The organism is Kribbella sp. VKM Ac-2571, assembly GCF_004362255.1.
GTDB classification, from domain to species: domain Bacteria; phylum Actinomycetota; class Actinomycetes; order Propionibacteriales; family Kribbellaceae; genus Kribbella; species Kribbella pratensis.
This window is the reverse complement of sequence record NZ_SNWS01000010.1, coordinates 23864-41474: the sequence shown is the minus strand read 5'-3', so window position 1 is coordinate 41474 and position 17611 is coordinate 23864. Positions and strand designations below refer to the sequence as shown.

At 68.8% G+C, this 17611-nt stretch carries 18 protein-coding genes; 10 read left to right on the top strand and 8 right to left on the bottom strand.

Features of this window, described 5'->3' with window-relative positions; all coding sequences use genetic code 11:
- Positions 1-68 precede the first annotated feature (68 nt).
- On the top strand, positions 69-1394 hold the full coding sequence (locus tag EV651_RS22195; RefSeq protein WP_133787153.1) for a cytochrome P450: 1326 nt from the start codon (positions 69-71) through the stop codon (positions 1392-1394).
- Positions 1395-1553: 159 nt separating this feature from the next.
- On the opposite strand, the gene EV651_RS22190 is transcribed toward EV651_RS22195, so the two are convergent.
- On the bottom strand, positions 1554-2054 hold the full coding sequence (locus tag EV651_RS22190) for a DUF5709 domain-containing protein (RefSeq protein ID WP_133787152.1): 501 nt from the start codon (positions 2052-2054) through the stop codon (positions 1554-1556).
- Positions 2055-2201: 147 nt separating this feature from the next.
- Between EV651_RS22190 and EV651_RS22185 the strand changes: the two genes are divergently transcribed.
- A complete protein-coding gene (locus EV651_RS22185; RefSeq protein ID WP_238157115.1) occupies positions 2202-3356 on the top strand; it encodes an aromatic acid exporter family protein in 1155 nt (384 codons plus the stop codon).
- Positions 3357-3426: 70 nt separating this feature from the next.
- Positions 3427-3549: a hypothetical protein gene (locus EV651_RS43000; RefSeq protein WP_255512232.1), complete on the top strand. Its 123-nt coding sequence runs from the start codon at positions 3427-3429 to the stop codon at positions 3547-3549.
- A 228-nt stretch (positions 3550-3777) separates the two neighbouring features.
- Here the strand turns inward: EV651_RS43000 and EV651_RS22180 are convergent, their stop codons facing one another.
- A complete protein-coding gene (locus EV651_RS22180; protein WP_133787150.1) occupies positions 3778-4221 on the bottom strand; it encodes an OsmC family protein in 444 nt (147 codons plus the stop codon).
- A 7-nt stretch (positions 4222-4228) separates the two neighbouring features.
- A complete protein-coding gene (locus EV651_RS22175) occupies positions 4229-5389 on the bottom strand; it encodes a phosphatidylinositol-specific phospholipase C1-like protein (RefSeq protein ID WP_133787149.1) in 1161 nt (386 codons plus the stop codon).
- Between the two features lie 211 nt (positions 5390-5600).
- On the opposite strand from EV651_RS22175, the gene EV651_RS22170 reads away from it, so the two are divergent.
- Complete coding sequence (locus EV651_RS22170) at positions 5601-6218, top strand: TetR/AcrR family transcriptional regulator (protein WP_133787148.1); 618 nt, start codon at positions 5601-5603, stop codon at positions 6216-6218.
- A gap of 30 nt (positions 6219-6248) precedes the next feature.
- On the opposite strand, the gene EV651_RS22165 is transcribed toward EV651_RS22170, so the two are convergent.
- Together EV651_RS22165 and EV651_RS22160 are read right to left on the bottom strand one after the other, a co-directional pair.
- Positions 6249-6647: a DUF3592 domain-containing protein gene (locus EV651_RS22165; RefSeq protein ID WP_238157114.1), complete on the bottom strand. Its 399-nt coding sequence runs from the start codon at positions 6645-6647 to the stop codon at positions 6249-6251.
- A 195-nt stretch (positions 6648-6842) separates the two neighbouring features.
- Complete coding sequence (locus EV651_RS22160) at positions 6843-8699, bottom strand: DUF5107 domain-containing protein (protein ID WP_133787147.1); 1857 nt, start codon at positions 8697-8699, stop codon at positions 6843-6845.
- Positions 8700-8734: 35 nt separating this feature from the next.
- Here EV651_RS22160 and EV651_RS22155 point away from each other — a divergent pair, with 35 nt between their 5' ends.
- From EV651_RS22155 to EV651_RS22145, 3 genes are all read left to right on the top strand, one after another.
- Entirely contained in the window at positions 8735-10390 is a 1656-nt protein-coding gene (locus EV651_RS22155) for an FAD-binding dehydrogenase (RefSeq protein ID WP_133787146.1), read from the top strand.
- 2 nt (positions 10391-10392) lie between these two features.
- On the top strand, positions 10393-10932 hold the full coding sequence (locus EV651_RS22150; protein ID WP_133787145.1) for a hypothetical protein: 540 nt from the start codon (positions 10393-10395) through the stop codon (positions 10930-10932).
- Between the two features lie 80 nt (positions 10933-11012).
- A complete protein-coding gene (locus EV651_RS22145) occupies positions 11013-12182 on the top strand; it encodes a tannase/feruloyl esterase family alpha/beta hydrolase (RefSeq protein WP_133787144.1) in 1170 nt (389 codons plus the stop codon).
- Here the strand turns inward: EV651_RS22145 and EV651_RS22140 are convergent.
- Positions 12166-13086 (bottom strand): serine protein kinase RIO, encoded by a 921-nt coding sequence (locus EV651_RS22140; RefSeq protein WP_238157113.1) that lies wholly within the window; start codon positions 13084-13086, stop codon positions 12166-12168. The two genes, EV651_RS22145 and EV651_RS22140, sit on opposite strands and share 17 nt — an antisense overlap.
- A gap of 162 nt (positions 13087-13248) precedes the next feature.
- On the bottom strand, positions 13249-13962 hold the full coding sequence (locus EV651_RS22135; protein ID WP_133787142.1) for an NIPSNAP family protein: 714 nt from the start codon (positions 13960-13962) through the stop codon (positions 13249-13251).
- A 166-nt stretch (positions 13963-14128) separates the two neighbouring features.
- Here EV651_RS22135 and EV651_RS22130 point away from each other — a divergent pair, with 166 nt between their 5' ends.
- The 3 genes from EV651_RS22130 to EV651_RS22120 all read left to right on the top strand — a co-directional run bounded on the left by EV651_RS22130 (position 14129) and on the right by EV651_RS22120 (position 16820).
- A complete protein-coding gene (locus EV651_RS22130) occupies positions 14129-14923 on the top strand; it encodes a sigma-70 family RNA polymerase sigma factor (RefSeq protein ID WP_238157112.1) in 795 nt (264 codons plus the stop codon).
- A 71-nt stretch (positions 14924-14994) separates the two neighbouring features.
- A complete protein-coding gene (locus EV651_RS42480) occupies positions 14995-15858 on the top strand; it encodes a hypothetical protein (RefSeq protein ID WP_238157111.1) in 864 nt (287 codons plus the stop codon).
- Between the two features lie 47 nt (positions 15859-15905).
- On the top strand, positions 15906-16820 hold the full coding sequence (locus EV651_RS22120) for a Ku protein (protein WP_133787141.1): 915 nt from the start codon (positions 15906-15908) through the stop codon (positions 16818-16820).
- Here EV651_RS22120 and EV651_RS22115 read toward each other — a convergent pair.
- On the bottom strand, positions 16817-17467 hold the full coding sequence (locus EV651_RS22115; protein WP_133787140.1) for a hypothetical protein: 651 nt from the start codon (positions 17465-17467) through the stop codon (positions 16817-16819). The genes EV651_RS22120 and EV651_RS22115 overlap by 4 nt on opposite strands.
- Positions 17468-17611 lie beyond the last annotated feature (144 nt).

Below are 17611 nucleotides of genomic sequence, written 5' to 3'. Positions count from 1 at the left end.
CTTTCCGCCGCCGGGCGTTCACCCGACTGACGTAGCGTGGAAGGACAGGTTCGATCGGTGGAGGTGGCATGGCCCGGACCCCGTTGCTCGGTTCCCGGACGCTCGATCGGCAGACCGCACGCACGCTGCCGCCCGGGCCGAAGCTGCCGACCCTCGCGCAGACGGTGCTGTTCGCGAGTCACCGCAGGACGTTCTTCCCGCGGATGCGGGACAAGTACGGCGACGTGTTCACGATCCGCCTGGTGCCGTCGAGCCGGGTGTGCGTCGTACTGAGCCGCCCCGATCACATCCGGGAGGTGTTCGGCAGCCCGCCGTCGGTGATGCACGCCGGCGAGGGGAACATGGTGCTGGAGCCGATCATGGGTTCGCACTCGTTGCTGCTGCTCGACGACGAGGACCATGTGCGGATGCGCAAGCAGCTGATGCCCGCGTTCTCCGGTGCGGCCCTGCGCGGGTACGCCGCGATGGTGCTCGAACTCGCCCGGGCCGAAGTGGCGAAGTGGCCCGTGGGGAAGCCGTTCAAGGTGCACCAGCGGATGCGGAACCTGACGCTGGAGATCATCCTGCAGGTGATCTTCGGCGTCACCGACGCCGACCGGCTGAACACGCTGCGCCCCTTGCTGGACAAGATCGTGTCGGTGTCGCCGGTGATCATGCTCGGTGGGTTCTACCCGCCGCTGCTCCGGGTGCGGCCGTGGAAGACCTACCTGGACACGCAGAAGCGGGTCGACGAGATCCTGTACGACGAGATCGCCGCGCGCCGCGAGACGTTCGCCGGGCGCACCGACGTACTCTCGCGGTTGCTTGCTGCGGGCAACTGGTCGGACGTGGAGCTGCGTGATCAGCTGGTGACGCTACTGCTGGCCGGGCACGAGACGACCGCGACCGCGCTGGCGTGGGCCTTCCACGAACTGGCGCGCCGGCCGGCGGATCTGGCGTTCGGTCAACATGCTGCCGACGCCGGCTCCGACGACGAACTCGAGGCGATCGTCAAGGAAGCGCTGCGGCTGCATCCGGTCGTGTACCAGGTCGGCCGGCGCCTCACCGAGACCACCGACCTGGCCGGCTACCGACTGCCCCGCGGTACGACGATCATGGCCGCGATCGGCCTGGTCCACCGCGACGCCGAACACTTCCCGCAGCCGCAGGAGTTCCGCCCGCAACGCTTCCTGTCCGACGATCCGCCGGCACCGGGCACCTGGATGCCGTTCGGCGGCGGGGCCCGGCGATGCATCGGCGCCGGGTTCTCCCTGATGGAAGCCACCGAGATCCTCCGCGCCGCTGTCGGCGCCTACAACTTCCAGGCCCCGCACCCGGAACCCGAACCGGCCCAGGCCAAGAACGTCACCCTGGTCCCCCGCCACGGCGCCGAGATCCTCGTCACCCGCCGCTAGCCCGCCGCACCAGCACGCCGGGAACCTCCCGGCCTCTCATGGGTTAACCCACCAGATGCGGGGTTCGCCCACCGGATCCCGGACGCGAACCCAGCATCTCGTGGGTGAACCCACCAGATGCGGGGGCGCGTACGTCGGGGGTGGCGGCGGGGATCCGGGTCAGTCCTCCAGGTCGCCGACGTCTCCCAGGTCGACGTCGCGGTAGTTCTCGAGGTCGGACTCGTCGTCGTCCTCGAGTTCGAACCCGTCGTCGTCCACCACGTGGACGGCGGCTTCCTCGGCGCCGGCGGCGGCGCCGTCGATGCCGACGTCCTCGGCGAACAGCTCGCTGTCGTCGTCGCTGTGTGCACCCTCGTCGGTGGCGACCAGGCGGCCGGAGCGCTCGGTGCCGACCTGCGGGCCGCCGACGTCCTCACCGTCCTCGGCGTACGGGTCGGTGTCCGGGACCTCCTGGGCGATCCGCTGGTCCAGCGTCTCGCCCTGGAGCGCCTCGTCGGCCGTCGTGCCGAAGCCTTCGCCCGCGGACCACTTCTCCGGCGGCGAGTACCCCTCGTCGAGCAGGTCGTCCACGCCGCGGTCGTTGAGCGTGTCCTCGGCCTGCAGCTGGTCCTCGTCGTCCACGGAGTAGCTGCCGTAGTCCTCACGGTTGTTGTCGGTCATGCCTCCACCTCGCTCCGCTCGGCTCCGGCCTGCCCGACAAGGTCGACTGTGTCGTTTGTTCGCTCGCTTCGCTCGCTCATGAGGCAACACTGAACCGCAAGGCGCCGCTGAATCAAGCTGGCGCACCTATCCCGCAGAATGGGGCGCGTGGATCCGGTCAGGTTGACGTTGGACCAGCTGCGGGAGCTGCGCGACGACATCGCGCCGCAGGCCGCGCGGCGGTCCCGTGCCTCGATCCGCCGGCGGATCGAGCGCTGGCGCAGCCGGGTCTTCTTCATCGCCCAGTGTGCGCTCGCCGCCGGTGTCGCCTGGGCGATCGCGCGGTACGTCGTCGGCCACAAGCAGCCGTTCTTCGCCCCGGTCGCCGCGATGGTCTGCCTCGGCTTCAGCTTCGGCCAGCGTCTCCGCCGGGTCGCGGAGGTGATGGTCGGCGTGGCGGTAGGGGTCGGCGTCGGCGACCTGTTCGTGAAGGTTTTCGGGACCGGCGTACTCCAACTCGTCTTCGTGATCGCGCTCGCGATGAGCGTCGCCGTACTGCTCGGCGCCGGGAACCTGATGACCACCCAGGCCGGCGTCCAGGCCGCGATCGTCACCACGCTGCTGCCCAACCCCGGCGCCGGCTTCAGCCGCTGGCAGGACGCGGCGCTCGGCGGGCTGGTCGCGCTGGCGGCCGCCACGATCGCGCCGGCCGCGGCCATCAGACGCCCTCGGCAACAGGCGGCCGGCGTCCTGAACGAGCTGGCCGAGATCCTGGTCGAGACCGCCGACGGCCTGCGCCATCGCGACGAGGAGGCCGTCACCGACGCCCTCCGCCGGGCTCGTGCGAGCGAGTCCCGGCTCGACGACCTGCGCGGCGCCGCCGAGGAAGGGGTCGCGGTCGTCCGGCTGTCCCCGTTCCGCCGCCGGCACCGCGGGCGGGTCCAGGAGATCGCCGATCTCGTCGTACCGCTGGACCGGGCGATCCGGAACACCCGGGTCCTGGTACGCCGGTGCGCGGTGTCGGTGTGGCGCGACGAACGGATGCCCGACGAGTACCCAACGCTGCTCGAACGCCTGGCCGACGGCACCCGCCTGATCGGCGAGTCCCTGTTCGAACCGGCCGCCGACGTCGCCGCGCACCGCGTGCTGGGCGAACTGGGCCGCCGTACGGCGCAGATGCCGCTGCCGATCGGACTGTCCGCGGTCGTCGTCCTCGGTCAGCTGCGCTCCACGATCATCGACCTGCTCGAACTGACCGGGACCTCGTACGACGACGCCCGCAAGCTCGTCCCTCTGCGGCTGGACGGACTCGACGAGAAGTAGCACGACCCAAGTGACTCAGGTCACATCGAGGATTCCCGTCATACCTTCCGGCCCTCGGCGTCTCACCGGCATGACGATCCACCGACTGATGAGCACGATGGCCACCGAGCAGGTCCGCCAGCTCGAGGACCTGTTGGCCGTCGACAGCACCCAGACCACAGACGACCGGACCGACGCCGCCGCCGAGCAGTAAGGCGCCAGCCGGACGAACGGACCCGGGCGGCGCACCCGGACGGTCTGGCCCACCGAGCCAGACCGCACGGAAGTCGCACATCAAACGCAGAGGCGCCCCAGTGCGAGGCGCCCCCGGATCCGTTACCGGTGCACCGCCACAGAGGTGCACCTCACCACCCGTCGACCGTCCTGACACCGTTTGCGCGAGGTTCAGGCCGGTCGGCGGGTGGTTTTGTTGGCAAGAGGGTCAGGTGGCAACCGTGATCTCGGTGGTCACCGAGTTCGCGATGAAGCACTCCCGGTGCGCGAGGTGGTGCATCCGCTCGAGCGTCTCGGTGTCCGGCTCGGCGCCGTTCCAGACAATCTTCGGGTTCAGCGTCACCTCGGTGATCGCGAGCCGGCCGTCCGCGTTCTTCGCCATCACACCGACCGCGTGGTCGTCGTACGCGTCGACCACCATCCGCTTGCGGGCCGCGATCGCCAGGAACGTCAGCATGTGGCAGGACGACAGGGCCGCCACGAACGCCTCCTCCGGGTCGACCGGGCCCGGATTGCCCAGGTACTTCGGGTTCGCCGAGCCAGGCACCGTGATGCCGCCGTCGAAGCGCCACTCGTGGTCGCGGTCGTAGGTGTCATAGGTGAACTCGTGCTCACCACGGCTCCAGCTCACGTCAACCACGTGCTCCGACATGTTCAGATCACCTTCCGACGACATCTCCATGGCACCACTTCGGTGCTGTCACAGGGTTGCATCGTACAGCGGTGTGCCCGGGCAGCTTGGCGACGAAATCGCTGTCGTACCGCGCGGCCATACCCGCGACCGGCCAGTCCGTCGTCACGACCTGCGCACCGCTGGCCAAGGCGATGCCGAGCCGGGTGTAGTCCTTGTCGCGGATCGTCGCCATCGGCTCGTCCGACCGGGTCCGGATCAGGTAGCCCTTCGACACCAGCCGCTGGATCTCCGCCTGGTTCGCGCCCCGCGGGTCGTTCACCTGCGTGATCGCCGCGTCCGGCTCGCCCTCGGGACCCTGGGTGAAGACCGCCCGGCCCTCGAGGTTCTGGTGACCGGTCCGGTAGAGGTCGCGGATCGCGCCCGGGCCGCCGTTGTCGAAGTAGAACAGCACCTGACCGCGGGCCTCGTCCAGCGTCGGCCAGCCTTTGGTCAGGACCGACTGCTCCAGCGTCAGACCGGGCTTGCGGACGTCGTCCGGCGTCAGCAGCTCCTTCTCGGAGAACACCGACCGGATCTCTTGGTCAACACCCTCGAGGTTGGTGGCGTCCCACGGCGGCGACTGGACGCCGCCGGCCGCGACCACCTTCGGGTCGGACTGCTTGAGCTCGAGGTTGATGGTGATCGGCACGTGGTTCGGGTGCTGCTCGGACCACGACCTCACCTGCTGCAGGCACAGGACGAACGTGTCGCAGGTGGTGTTGTAGTCGAAGTCCGGGACGTGCATGACCTTGATCCCGGGACGAGCCATCGCCGGGTCGGTGAGCGGCTCCTGCCCGGTCAGCTTCCGGATCAGCGGATACGTGTACAGGCCGCCGGCCGGGTCCGGGAGCAGGTCGAGTTCGAGCGTGCGGACGTTCTGGTCCTCGAGCTGCTGCGTGATCGGCGCGTGCGAGTACCAGAGGTCGACCGAACCGGGGTTCTGGGCCTGCTGGACCTTCTGCTCGGCCGGGCTGAGCTCGCGGTGGTACGAGTTGTGCGACCCGATCATCTGGACCTGGTTGAACCGCAGACCCGAGCCGTTCGCGGCGGACGCGGAGTCTTCCCGGGTGAGCGCCGTACCGGCGACCCCGGAGGCGGCCAGCGCGACCGATGCGAGGCCGACGACAGCGGATTTGTTGATGCGCATACGAGTTACCCCTCCTCCTCATGAGCCCTACTGAATGCCGCGACTCCGTCGCGGCGGGTCATGGGGCTGTGACTCCCGTCCTTCCCTCGTCGCTCCGGTCGCTGCGCTCCCTCCGCTCCTCAGTCCAGGACGGGAGGCCCCATGACCAACTGTCGGCAATCTGTCACAAAGAGGTGGCAACGTTGTCCCTCGGAGCGTGGACAATGAGTGAATGGTGACTTCGGGGGCTTATCCGCTGCGCCGGACGCCGACCCAGGACCGGGCGAGCCGGCAGGTCGAGCGGATTCTGGACGCGGCCTGTGCCGAGGTGGTCGAACGCGGGTACGACGCGGCGTCGACGAGTGGGATCGCGAAGCGGGCCGAGATCGCGGTCGGCAGCGTGTACCGGTACTTCCCGGACAAGCGCAGCCTGATCCAGGCGATCGAGCGGCGGAACCAGGCCCGCTACACCGACGCGGTGCGCGAGCGGCTGGCCGACGTGACGAACTGGCGGGCGGCGGTCGACGTCACGCTGGACACGTTCCGGGAGATGCACCGGACCGACCCGGGCTTCAAGGCGGTCGTGCTGAGCGGGCTCGGCGATCCAGAGCTGGAGGCGAAGCCGGGCGAGTTCGACGACCAGCACGCCGGCGAGTTCGCGGAGCTGCTGACGGCGCGCTTCGGCGCGCGGGACTCGCGGGACTTCCGCCTGGCCGTGACGCTCAGCATCACGATGGGCGAGGCGCTGGCGCACCTCGCGGACCGGCTGTCCGCGGACGAGGCGGACTACGTTCTGGATCAGGGCCGGCCGGTGCTCTACAACCTGCTCGCCCCGCATCTTCCTGCTTGAGCCGGAGAGGAGGCTCAAGCAGGTGAACCGTCAGGCCGCCGTGGCGGAGAACGGCCCCAGGGTCGGCCAGTGGCTGACCCGGCCGGCCAGGCGGGCCCGGCGGGGCGTCCGGACGTCGTACGCGACGATGACCCGGTCACCCTTGGCGTAAGTAATACGGCTCCCGACCGGGAACTTGCGAGCGACCTCGTACGGTCCCTCACCCCGGCGGGTGTAGTACTCGACGATGACCTCGGTGTAGATCGCCGGGGCACCGCTCTGCAGTTGGCCGCGGACCGGGCCACGCACCCGGATCACTCGTCCCGCGGTCTTCTCTTCCGTGCCGGTGGGGAGTTCGTTACGCCGCAGACCGGCCAGAACCTCGGTCACGATGAAGGTCGCGACCACCAGCACCAGGCCGAACCCACCGAGTACAACGATCGTCAACATGGCACTCACCCCCGACGCGTCGCCCGCGAGCGACGCGGTCGTTTGTCGAAACTGCCCTTGCGCGGCGTTTGCCGCTCACCCGGTGAGACGCCACCGGATTCCACTTGGTTCCAGGTAAGTACAAAAACCTTTCTACAGGACCATAGTAGAGTCCGGTGGAGCGGTGTTTCTAGAGGTAGAGTTGACCTGAAGTTGTCAGTTTCCGCCCATTCCGAACTGGTACTGCGGCGGAACTGGCCGTTGTGTGCCGAGTGCCTCCTCCGCGGCCAGCCAGTAGTCGGTCAGCGGGTTCGCGCCCTCCCGTACCGTGGCGAGCTGGATTCCGGCAGCGAGCAGTTCGTGCGCTGTGGCCGGGTCACCGGTCTCCAGCGCGTGCCGGACACGCAGCAGCTGGATCCGCGGGTCGTCAGGCGCGTGCTCGAGCATCCGCTCCGCCCGCTGCACGTCGGTGTCCAGCGCGGCCGCGATCGCCTCCACGACCAGCGGCACCAGGTCGGGCAGGAGCTCGACGGCGCGCTCGTAGTACTCCAGCTCTCCCGTGACTACACCGAGGTTGCGTAGCGCCCAGGCGTTGTCGCCGGACTCCCGCCACGCCTCGATCGCACCGTCGACGTCTCCGTCGTAGTGCCGCGCGACGCCCCGGTGGTACCAGACGAGCCAGTTGTCCTCGGCCGCTTCCAGCAGGTCCCGCCACGCCACCAGAGTCCCGTCCGGTACGTCGTCAACCGCCGGCAACTGCCCGTCGAGCAACGGCAGCCACGCCTGCTCGCGGGACGTCATCGTGTCCTCGCTGAACGGCGTACCGTCCGAGACGCTCCAACCGGTCCGCTTGAGCTCCAGCGCACCCCAGCCCGATCCGACCGCCAGCCGCTCGACCGGCACGGCATCAACAACTCCCAACCACGCCCGCTCCCTCCCACGCAGCCCATCAAGCAACGGTTCGAGCGCTGCTGCTCCCCCGGCTCGCGCTGTCTTCCAGTCCTGGGAGTGCGCGACACCGGGGTCCATCGAGAGACGTCCATACGCCTCCAGCCAGTGCCATGAAGTCCCGGCAGGCAGCTTCAGGTGCTCCATCTGCGTGCGCGCGAGCCCGGCCTGAATCTCGGCGTACCCGTCGCCCTCCAGCCCGGGCGACAGCCACTCCTGCCACCGGTGTCCGCCGTCGCCTTGACCCCAGACGAAGAGCTTGCGTCCCTGCAGCCGTTCGGTCGACGCCTGCACGAGGCCGTTGCCGGAGCCGTCCACCGACGCGATCCACGACCGTTCGTCCGGCAGGGGCTCGAAGAAGTAGTCGATGGCGCGCGGGTGCCGCATCGGATAGGTCAGATCTGTCGTCACGTCGACCAGGTCCAGTCGGCTGCCGTAGCCGAACTGCCAGGCCTGGTCCGCGGGTACGAGGACGCGACGGTCCGGCGACTGCGGTACTGCGATGTTCGACCACCAGTACGCCGGGACCTCGACGTCGGACGGGTTCTGCAGCCGTACGCCGACGTACAGGAACTCCGAGTCCTCCGGGAGCCAGAAGTCGAGTTGGGTGACGAGGTTGCGGGTGCGTTCGAGCTCCCACAGCCGCAGGACCGGCGTACCGTCCGGGCCTTCGACGCGGGCCGCGTGCATCGGGGCGCACGTCCCGGTCCAGTGGCCGGTGCTTCCGACGTTCCACTCGACGCCGCCGGCGAACCAGGCGTTGCGCAGCGCGAGGTTCGCGGGCTGGAAGACCGGGTTGCGGTAGAGCAGCTCGGTCCCCTTGTGGACGAGCGAGTACAACCTGCCGCCGAGGCTCGGCAGGACGGTCGCACGGACGTGGTCGTTCTCCAGCACCAGAGCAGGCAGCGCTGTCTCCACGAGGGTCCGGTCGTAGCCGTCCTGGTTCAGGCACGGCAGCGGGCTGTGCAGACGCCCGTACTCGATGTTCTCCCGCAGGTCGGCGGGGAGCTCGGCGATGTTCTCGACGTGGTGCGGCTCGCGCTGGGTGCGGAGCGGTGCGAGCGGGTTCTCCGGACCGATCGAAGCTGCAGAAAGTACGACGTTTTGAACAGAAAGGATCGTCACTGCCCCATGATCCCAAGTGCGCTATACATGTCGCCATGGACGCTGATGTGATCGTCGTCGGGGCGGGGCTGGCCGGGCTGGCCGCGACCGCCGAACTGGCCGACGCGGGCCGGAAGGTACTGCTGCTCGACCAGGAACCCGAGGCGTCGCTCGGCGGCCAGGCGTTCTGGTCGTTCGGCGGTTTGTTCTTCGTCGACTCTCCGGAACAACGCCGGATGGGCATCAAGGACTCCCACGGGCTGGCGATGCAGGACTGGTTCGGCTCGGCGGGGTTCGACCGGCTGGACGACGAGGACAAGTGGGCGCGGCAGTGGGCGGAGGCGTACGTCGACTGGGCGGCCGGCGAGAAGCGTCCGTGGCTGCACGCGCAAGGCGTGCGGTTCTTCCCGGTCGTCGGCTGGGCCGAGCGCGGCGGGTACAACGCGGACGGCCACGGGAACTCGGTGCCGCGCTTCCACATCACGTGGGGCACCGGGCCGGGCCTGGTCGCGCCGTTCGAGCGCCGGGTGCGAGAGGCCGTCGGGAAGGGGCTCGTCGAGTTCCGGTTCCGGCACCGGGTGGACGAGCTGACGGTGACGGGCGGTGTGGTCGACGGCGTCGCGGGCAAGGTGCTCGAGCCCAGCGACGTACTGCGTGGCGTGTCGAGCTCGCGGACCGAGGTCGGTGACTTCCAGCTGACCGCGCAGGCCGTGATCGTCACGTCCGGCGGGATCGGCGGCAACCACGACCTGGTCCGCTCGCAGTGGCCGAAGCGGATGGGCGAGCCGCCGAAGCGGATGATCAGCGGCGTACCGGCGCATGTGGACGGGCGGATGCTCGCCATCACCGAGCGGGCCGGCGGCCGGTACGTGAACCGCGACCGGATGTGGCACTACACCGAAGGCATCCAGAACTGGGACCCGATCTGGCCGCAGCACGGCATCCGGATCCTGCCCGGGCCGTCGTCGCTGTGGTTCGACGCGACCGGGAAACGGCTGCCGGTGCCGCTGTTCCCCGGGTTCGACACGCTGGGGACGCTCGAGCACATCATGACGACCGGGTACGACTACACGTGGTTCGTGCTGACCCAGAAGATCATCGAGAAGGAGTTCGCGCTCTCCGGCCAGGAGCAGAATCCGGACCTGACCAACAAGGACGTCCGGGGTGTCCTCGGGCGCGCCCGCGGCGGTGCGACCGCGCCGGTGCAGGCGTTCCTGGACAAGGGCGCCGACTTCGTTGTCCGCGGCAACCTTCCGGACCTGGTCCGGGGGATGAACGACCTGACCGGCGAGAACCTGATCAAGCTCGACGACCTCGAGCGGCAGATCGTCGCGCGGGACCGGGAGCTGACCAACACGTTCACCAAGGACCTGCAGGTAACGGCGCTGCGCGGCGCCCGCAACTACCGCGGGGACAAGCTGATCCGGGTCGCGTCCCCGCACCGGATCCTCGACCCGAAGGCCGGCCCGCTGATCGCCGTACGGCTGAACATCCTGACCCGCAAGTCTCTCGGCGGTCTGCAGACCGATCTGGAGTCGCGCGTCCTGCGTGCCGACGGCACCCCGCTCCCGGGTGTCTACGCCGCCGGCGAGGTCGCCGGGTTCGGTGGCGGTGGCGTCCACGGCTACCGGTCGCTCGAAGGCACCTTCGTCGGCGGTTGCCTGTTCACCGGCCGTACGGCGGGACGCGCAGCCGCGAAGGCGGTGTCCTGAGCATGGCCAAAGTGATCTACCGCGGCCGGCCGATCGCCCGGAAGTGGTACCTGCCGCCTTTCATCTTGTGGGGTCTGGCGACCACCGGGCTTCTGCTCACGTCGAAGGTCGACCTCGATCGCACGCAGGTGAACATCTCGGTGATCGGTCCGGGTTCGTTGTTCGCGATCTGGTGGCTCGGCATTCTGGTTCGCAATTGGCGCGGCACTGTCGTCCTGACCCGGGAGACCCTGCGGATCGGCCCGGACAAGGTCGCGGTGGCCGACATCGAGCCCGAGTGGGTACGCCTGCTGGCCGCGAGAGCCGATCCGGAGCTTGCCGTCCGGGTCGGCGGGGAACCGGAGCTGCCGGCGGACCGGCTGTCCGACCGGCGCCACGGGCTGGTGCTGGGCGGCGTGTTCGGGTCGACGGCCCACGACGATCTGGTCACGCTCGAGGTCAGGAACAACCGGACGGGACGATTCGACCGGGTGAGCGTTCCGACGCGCGATCGGCGCGGGTTGCTGGCAGGTCTGGTGACCGCACTGGAACGACGCGAGTAGTACGGGGCCCCAGGTCGGTACGGCGTGGTGTGTTTCGTCAGCCCATACCCGGCGAAGGAGGCGACTTCTAACGTGACGGCATGCGCCGCTTCCTCGCCTTGTCCGCCGCTGTCATGCTGCTCACGGGTCTCATGACAACGCCGGCGAATGCCCACCGACCGGTCCGCGTTCCGGGTGCCGAGTATCAAGAGGTCGCCCATCTGAACGACCTGACCACGGCCGGCACGGTCGCGTCGGGTCACACGAATCCAGCCGACTACGCAGGCCTCACGCACTCGGGTCTGCCGCAGCAGTCCGGCGTACCTGGGGTGCAGGTCGACGGGTACTTCCCGGACAACTCGCACACCAACACCAACCACGGGTGGAACCACGACTCGCAGTTCGTGATCCGGCTGCCGCGGACGTGGAACGGCGGACTCGTCGTGTCCGGATCACCCGGCGTGCGGGCGCAGTACGCGAACGACAAGGCGATCTCGGACTACGTGCTCTCGCTGGGATACGCGTACGCCGCGACCGACAAGGGCAACACCGGCGCCGCGTTCTACACCGACGGCCTGCGTCCCGGCGACGCGATCGTCGAGTGGAACGTCCGTACGACGCAACTCGCGCGAGCCGCCCGCGCCACCGTCTCGCAGTACTACGGTCGCCCGGCGCGCGAGGTGATCGCCGCGGGGATCTCGAACGGCGGCTACCTGGTCCGTTGGCAACTCGAGAACCACCCGGAGCTCTTCACCCGCGGCGTGGACCTGGAAGGCACGCTGTGGACGGCCGACGGGCCGAACCTCTTCACGTACTTGCCTCAGGCAATCAAAGGATACGAGCAGCACGACCCGGCTGCCATCGTCGCGGCGGGCTTCGATCCGCGCTCGGACTTCCTCTGGGACTACCACTACACGGTCTACTGGAAGCTGACCCAGCGCATCTACGCCGCCGAGCTCGACCCGACGTACACCGGGAGCGAGGCCGACTACGACTACGCCCAGCGGCCCGACGCGCACCGGGCAATCAAGCGGATCGCGCTCACCGGCAAGATCAAGAAGCCGCTGATCACCATCCAGGGCACGTACGACAGCCTGCTCCCGATCACCCAGGATTCCGACGTGTACGCCGAGATGGCCCGTGGCACCGGCCTGCACAAGTACCAGCGGGTCGATGCAGGCAACCACGTCGACGGCCTCGTCGACACCTACCCCGACCAGCTGGTCCCGCTCGTCCCCCTGCTGCAGAAGGCAATCAGAACACCATCGTGAGGAGGTCGGCGAACAACTCCTGTTCGTCGATCTCCAGGCCGCGGTTCGTGAACCACGCGGCCATGTTGTGGCAGTCGCGGAGCAGGAAGTCCATGCCCTTCGGGTTGCCGACGATGTCGACGACCTGCGGCAGGTCGATCATCACGATCCGGTCGGCCTGGGCCAGGACGTTGTACGGCGAGAGGTCGCCGTGCGCCAGCCCGGCCCGGGCCAGTTCACGCATCCCGCCGCGGAGTTGCTCGAAGTACTGACCGAGCAGCTCCTTCGACGGCCGGACCTGAGCGAGCCGTGGCGCGGCACCGCCCTCGCCGTCGTCGATGAACTCCATCAGCAGCTCGGTGCCGTCCACCTGGACCGGGTACGGCACCGGGACGCCGGCCTTCCACAACCGGTTGAGGGCGTCCCACTCGGCGTACGCCCACTGCCCGGCCGCGACACTGCGGCCGTGCGCGGTCTTCTTGTGCATCGCCCGGCTGTCGCGGCTGTTGCGGGTACGGCGTCCTTCGACGTACGACGTACTGCGGTGGAAGGACCGGTGCTCCTCGGTGCGGTACCGCTTCGCGGCCAGCAGTGAGGATTTCGCCGGGTTGTCGCCGATGGCTTCGACGGCCCGTTCGACCAGGAAGACGTCGGCTTCCTTACCGGTTTTGAGGACGCCGAGCTCGGTATCGATCGCGGCCTGTTCCGTCACAACCCAGGAAGGGCGTGGTTCCGGGCCGCGAGAGCCGCGCTCGACGTCCAGCCAGGTGGACCACCGCTGATCCGGTCCCAGTTCCTCGTCGACGGAGTGGAACTTGAAGACGAAGGCGTCGGACGGATCCGGTTGGGACTCGTCGTGGGTCAGATCTGCCCAGCGCGAGTCGAGGTCGGAGAAATCAGATGAGAGTTCGTACTCTGCAGACAACTGGTGTGCTCCTGAACAAAGAAGGTGAACTGACGCGGACATGCCGCAGCACAGTGATGGCCATCCGTCAGCCCTCCTTAGTCCAGGCAGCGTTCGCCGCCGCTCGGTCAACCCAGGATGCCCGCCCGCTCCGGGCCCCGCAACGTATTTACCGGAACAGCTTTACCGGAACTGCGATCGCGCGGTCGGGCGCAGCCGCAGCTCCTGGGCCGGTTTCGCCGACCGGCAGACCAGTTCGGGCAGCACCCGCCGCTGCCAGACGCGCGACTCCGTGAGCCGCCGGCGATGTTCGGCGTACGCCCTGTCGTCGGCGAACCGCGCGAACCAGGCGAGCGCCACCTCGTCCCGCAACGGCAGCTGCGGGAAGTTGTTCTCGGCAACCAAACTCTCGAGGACCGCGACCGGCGCGGCTCCGGTGTCGGTGAGCACGGGCGCGACCTGATCGGTGAAGAACTCGACGAACCCGTCGTCCTCGGCGCCGCGGTGGTAGACCGCGCCACCGACTACTGACGTCGCAGACGCGTCCGGTCGCGGCGCGTCGAGCGCCGGGTAACCGGCCTCGAGCCGGACGGGCTTCAGCAGCAGGGCGTTGTCCGAGTCGATCATCGTCGCGTTCGCCGCCGCGGCGTGCGCGCGCCAGACCGGGCCGTAGTAGAACGCGTTCAGCGCGTCCGCCCGCGCGGGCAGGTCGCGGAACCCGCGGATCCAGACGAACCGGTCCGAGTCGTCCAGATCGCGGAACTGACCGACGATGTGCATACCGGTCTGTTCCTGCCCCTCCACGAGGTAAGTGTCGAAGACTTCGATCAGGTTGTCCCGTTGCCCGGGGTGCAGCGTGTACTGGCGCAGGTCGACGACGGCGCAACACTCGTTCATGAGTGCGAGCAAACCACTGAAACCTGACAGTTACTGTCAGGCGACAAGCGTTTCAAGCACCCGTAACAGTCGGGTACTTGAAAGCTCGGGCCGAGTTTGATCTGGTGGAGCTAGTGGTTCAGCCCCTGCCACCGAGCATGTACGACGACACGACGAGGTATCTCCCGTGACGATCGCAACTGCAGAACGCACCAAGCAGACCATCGCCGACGCCACCCACGAGCTGCTGCTCGAGGCGGACAGGGTCCCGGATCCCCGGCACCAGGCGTGCCTCGACGAGGTCGTCCTCCTGAACGCGCCGGTGGCGAGGTCGATCGCCTCGCGGTACCGCAGCAAGGGCGTCGACGCCGACGATCTCGAGCAGGTCGCGTACCTCGGCCTGGTGAAGGCCGTCAACGGCTACAAACTGGAGGCGTCGACGGCGTTCCTGTCGTACGCCGTACCGACGATCCGCGGTGAGCTGAAACGGTACTTCCGCGACTGCGCCTGGACGATCCGGCCGCCGCGCCGGGTCCAGGAGATGCAGGGCAACATCGCCGCCGCGGAGCCCGAGCTGATCCAGCGGCTCGGTCACGTGCCGACCGACGAGGAGACCGCGGAGGCGCTCGGCACCGACCCGTCCGAGGTCGCCGAGGCCGCCTCGGTCCGCGGCTGCTTCAGCACGCTCTCGCTGGACGCACCCGGTACGTCGGACGGCGGGACGAGCCTGCTGGAGACGGTCGCCGACGCCGAGGACGGCTACGACCTGGTCGAGAACGTCCACACCCTGACACCGGCAGTCGCGAACCTCGGTGAGCGGGACAAGCGCATCCTCCAGTTGCGGTTCTGCAACGGCTTCACCCAGGAGGAGATCGGCCAGGAACTCGGCGTCAGCCAGATGCAGGTCTCCCGCCTGCTCCGCGGCATCCTCGAAACCCTCCGCGCCGAACTGGCCGTCCAACGGGGCCCGAGCGGCTGCTGACATAGGACGTCCGAGGGCGCCGCGCAGTAGACGCAGGGCCCTCGGACGTCCTATCAGGTAGCGTCGGCTCCGTGGACTTCGAGGAGGCGGCCGATGCGGTCTATGCGGCGCCGGCGGCCGACTTCATTGCTACTCGCAACGAGCTGGCCAAGCAGCTGAAGGCCGGCGGCGACGCGATCGGGTCGACCCGGCTGAAGGCGCTGCGCAAGCCGACGGTCGCGGCCTGGCTCGCGAACCTGGTGGCCCGCAAGCTGCCCGACGAGCTCGACGACCTGCTCGCGCTCGGCGACGAGTTCCGGGAGGCGACCGCCGATCTCGACGGCGAGCGGCTGCGGGAGCTGACGCCGAAGCGTCACCGGTTGCTGGACAAGCTGTCCAAGGAGGCTGCCCGGCTGGCCGCCGACGAGGGTCAGAAAGTCAGCGCGGATGTCGGCCAGAAGCTGCGCGAGACGCTGGACGCCGCGCTGGTGGATCCGGCCGCGGGCGACGCCGTACGCGAGGGCCGGTTGAGCAGTGCGCTGCGGCACGTCGGCTTCGGTGTCGTCGACGAGAACGGCGAACCGTCCAACGTCACCCCGCTCACCGACGAGCGCCGCCAGGCCGCCCGCGACCGCCGGAAGGCCCAACGGGCGGAAACCGAGACCGCCGAGGAAGAGCGCGCGGCAGCCAAGCGCAAGAAGGCAGAGGAGGACGAACGCGAGGCGGCGGAGCGCGCCCTGGCCAAACAGGCGTTCGAGGAGGCCGTCGCGGCCGCTCAGGCCGCCGAGGCGAAGGTCGAGGAGCTGGACGCCCAGCTCGACAACGCTCGCGAGGAACTCTCCGAGGCCCAGGCCCGGGTCCACCGCATCGGCGCCGAACTCGACGAGGCCCGCCGAGCCGCCCGCGACGCCCAGAAGGAAAGCCGCGAGGCCCGGAAGCGCTACAACCGGCTCTGAACTGGGTACCGGCCGGGGCGACCAGGAGGTACCGGAAGGAGCCGGCGATGGCAAGGGCGATCTGGAGCGGGTACATCAACTTCGGACTTGTTTCGGTACCGGTCGGGATGTACAGCGCGACCAAGGAACACGAGATCGACTTCCACCAGTTCCAGAAGGGCACCTCGGACCGGATCCGGTACAAGCGGGTGAACGAGCGCACCGGCCGTGAGGTCCCGTTCGAGAAGATCGTGAAGGGTCACGACGTCGGCGGCGGCGAGTACGTGATCGTGGAGCCCGAGGAGCTCGACGACATCGCGCCGGGCAAGTCCCGGTCGCTGGAGATCGACACGTTCGTGGATCTGGACGAGATCGACCCGATGCACTTCCAGAAGAGCTACTACCTCGGCCCGTCCGATGCCGAGAACGCCTCGTCGTACGCGTTGCTGCGAGACGCGCTGGCGAAGACCAACCGCGCGGGGATCGCGAAGTTCGTGATGCGCGGCAAGGAGTACCTGGCGACGATCCGGGCCGACGAGAAGGTCCTCGTGCTCGAAACGATGTTCTTCGCCGACGAGATCCGCGACCCGGACGAGGAGCTCGGCGAGCTGCCGCGCAAGACCGGTTCCGGCAAGCAGTTGTCGATGGCGGTCGACCTGATCGAGGCGATGAGCGGCGAGTGGAAGCCGGCGTCGTACCAGGACACCTACACCGAGCGGGTCAAGGAACTGGTCAAGACCAAGCATCAGGGCAAGGAGGTCGTCTACTCCGAGGAGGAGCCGCAGGCGACGAACCCGACCGACCTGGTGGCCGCCCTGCGCGCCAGCGTCGAGGAGGCCCGCAAGGCCCGCGGAGCGAAGAAGAAGACCACGGCAAAGAAGACGACGGCCAAGAAGTCAACTGCCAAGAAGACCGCGGCGAAGAAGTCGACCGCGAAGAAGTCCGCGGCCAAGAAGACCAGCCGGAGCAAGAAGGCTGCCTAGTTGTTGCTGTTGCCCAGGAGGTAGCGGCCGGGGTTGGCCGGTGCGCCGGCGTCCAGCCAGCGGTTGAAGCCGTCGGGGTTGCGGCGCTCGAACTCGTCGAGGCAGATCCGGCGGACCTCGGCGACGGCCTGCCGGTCGCGCGGATCGGCGCCCTGGGTGAGCTGCGTGGCGGTCTCGGACCAGACTCCGCAGAGCTCCTCGATGGAGAGCGGACACTGCAGCGATGCGATCAGCTCCTCGTCCGCAGCGAGCTGAGTCTCGGTCAGGCGGACCAGTTTGCGCTGCTTACGCGACGGGCGCAGGCGCGGGGCCCGATCGGGTACGGCGAGGTCGATCAGCACGAACAGTGCGGCCAGGATCAGCGCCGACACCATCCCGAGTGCACCCCATGCGAGCAACCGCACCAGGCCCGGCAGGCACAACACCGCTGCGGCGGCCGCGCCCGCGACCAGGGCCGCCGAGCTGTACGGCGCATCGTCCGTCACGTGCCGCACCACCGCGGCCAGCGGCCAGACCAGCGCGAACACCACGACCAGCAGGATCGACGCGGCGAGCGGACCGAGCAGCAGGACGCCCGCGAGCGCGCCGGCTGTCCCGACTCCGAGACCGGCCGCGATCCCCACCCGCCGTACCCAGGAAAGCTGCATCACCAAGGCTCACTCACCGTCACCACACCCCACAGAGTCCCCCTCCCACCGAGAACGAACAACCCCCAAGCACGGTTCCCCGGGCGACAGCGGATGAACCCGGGGTGACCTGTTCAACTTGTGGGCGGAGCTGTGTTCCGCGGG

Excerpts from the sequence above, each read along its gene's own strand:
- EV651_RS22150 (WP_133787145.1), top strand. The coding sequence starts at position 10,393 with ATGGCCAAAGTGATCTACCGCGGCCGGCCGATCGCCCGGAAGTGGTAC.
- EV651_RS22155 (WP_133787146.1), top strand. The coding sequence starts at position 8,735 with ATGGACGCTGATGTGATCGTCGTCGGGGCGGGGCTGGCCGGGCTGGCC.
- EV651_RS22145 (WP_133787144.1), top strand. The coding sequence starts at position 11,013 with ATGCGCCGCTTCCTCGCCTTGTCCGCCGCTGTCATGCTGCTCACGGGT.
- EV651_RS22135 (WP_133787142.1), bottom strand. The coding sequence starts at position 13,962 with ATGAACGAGTGTTGCGCCGTCGTCGACCTGCGCCAGTACACGCTGCAC.
- EV651_RS22115 (WP_133787140.1), bottom strand. The coding sequence starts at position 17,467 with ATGCAGCTTTCCTGGGTACGGCGGGTGGGGATCGCGGCCGGTCTCGGA.
- EV651_RS22170 (WP_133787148.1), top strand. The coding sequence starts at position 5,601 with ATGGTGACTTCGGGGGCTTATCCGCTGCGCCGGACGCCGACCCAGGAC.
- EV651_RS22180 (WP_133787150.1), bottom strand. The coding sequence starts at position 4,221 with ATGTCGGAGCACGTGGTTGACGTGAGCTGGAGCCGTGGTGAGCACGAG.
- EV651_RS22175 (WP_133787149.1), bottom strand. The coding sequence starts at position 5,389 with ATGCGCATCAACAAATCCGCTGTCGTCGGCCTCGCATCGGTCGCGCTG.
- EV651_RS22195 (WP_133787153.1), top strand. The coding sequence starts at position 69 with ATGGCCCGGACCCCGTTGCTCGGTTCCCGGACGCTCGATCGGCAGACC.
- EV651_RS22165 (WP_238157114.1), bottom strand. The coding sequence starts at position 6,647 with ATGTTGACGATCGTTGTACTCGGTGGGTTCGGCCTGGTGCTGGTGGTC.
- EV651_RS22120 (WP_133787141.1), top strand. The coding sequence starts at position 15,906 with ATGGCAAGGGCGATCTGGAGCGGGTACATCAACTTCGGACTTGTTTCG.
- EV651_RS43000 (WP_255512232.1), top strand. The coding sequence starts at position 3,427 with ATGACGATCCACCGACTGATGAGCACGATGGCCACCGAGCAGGTCCGC.
- EV651_RS22190 (WP_133787152.1), bottom strand. The coding sequence starts at position 2,054 with ATGACCGACAACAACCGTGAGGACTACGGCAGCTACTCCGTGGACGAC.